General features: G+C 41.8%; 2 protein-coding genes. Both read left to right on the top strand.

Features of this window, described 5'->3' with window-relative positions; translation table 11 throughout:
• Window positions 1–498: hypothetical protein (locus tag R7R78_RS26265; protein ID WP_225474629.1), on the top strand; the 498-nt coding region annotated here is incomplete at its 5' end.
• Window positions 485–715: YjcZ-like family protein (locus tag R7R78_RS26260; RefSeq protein WP_225474628.1), on the top strand; the 231-nt coding region annotated here is incomplete at its 3' end. The genes R7R78_RS26265 and R7R78_RS26260, both read left to right, overlap by 14 nt.

The raw sequence follows: 715 nt of genomic DNA, 5'->3' as shown, positions 1-715 counted from the left end.
AGTAAGCGTTCACTTTCTCTTGATGTTCAAACAATGTTTGACTCGGCCTTAGAAGAGAAATCTCGCTCTGAAAGGCGACACCGCCGACAAAGTGGTGCCTGGGGCAAAGTTTGTAGTTTTTTCAATACGGATGACTGGGGTTGGGAATCCTATGAGGTTAGTGTTGAGTATTACCAAATTGATCTTACCAAGATCCACCAAAAGACCCGTGCGCAAGTGACTTCGTTTATGAAGGCGATAGACCACACTATCAAGAAGTCGATACAAGAACCTGTTGATCATGAGGTTAATGCCTTCTTTGATGATTTCGGAACAATCTTGGATTCAGTTGTTTCCAACATTCAGGTGTCGATTCAGAATCAGTCGTTAAGCACACAAGAGAAGGCGCGGTTGATTGAGCAATTGCGTGATTACTTGGAACGTAATGAAATAATTTCTGATCAAGTTCATGAGCTTGATTTAGAGGTAAATGATGGACCAACATATGCGAGAAAATGATAATTCGTGGTTTGATAAAATAGATTGCATCAAGGATAAAGCTATCGTTGATCTGGTGAACGGTTTGGACGTAAGTCGTGACCACCAGAAGAACTTTGATTCACAGAGCATTTCATCACGACTGTTAAACGGCCTTACAGGTAAAAATCATGCACCTCAGGGCGAGATCAACAAATCCTTAACTGAAGGATTGGAATCAACCTTGTCCTGGCTCACA

Source organism: Vibrio sp. 2134-1 (assembly GCF_033339495.1).
This window is presented reverse-complemented; position numbering and strand designations above follow the sequence as displayed.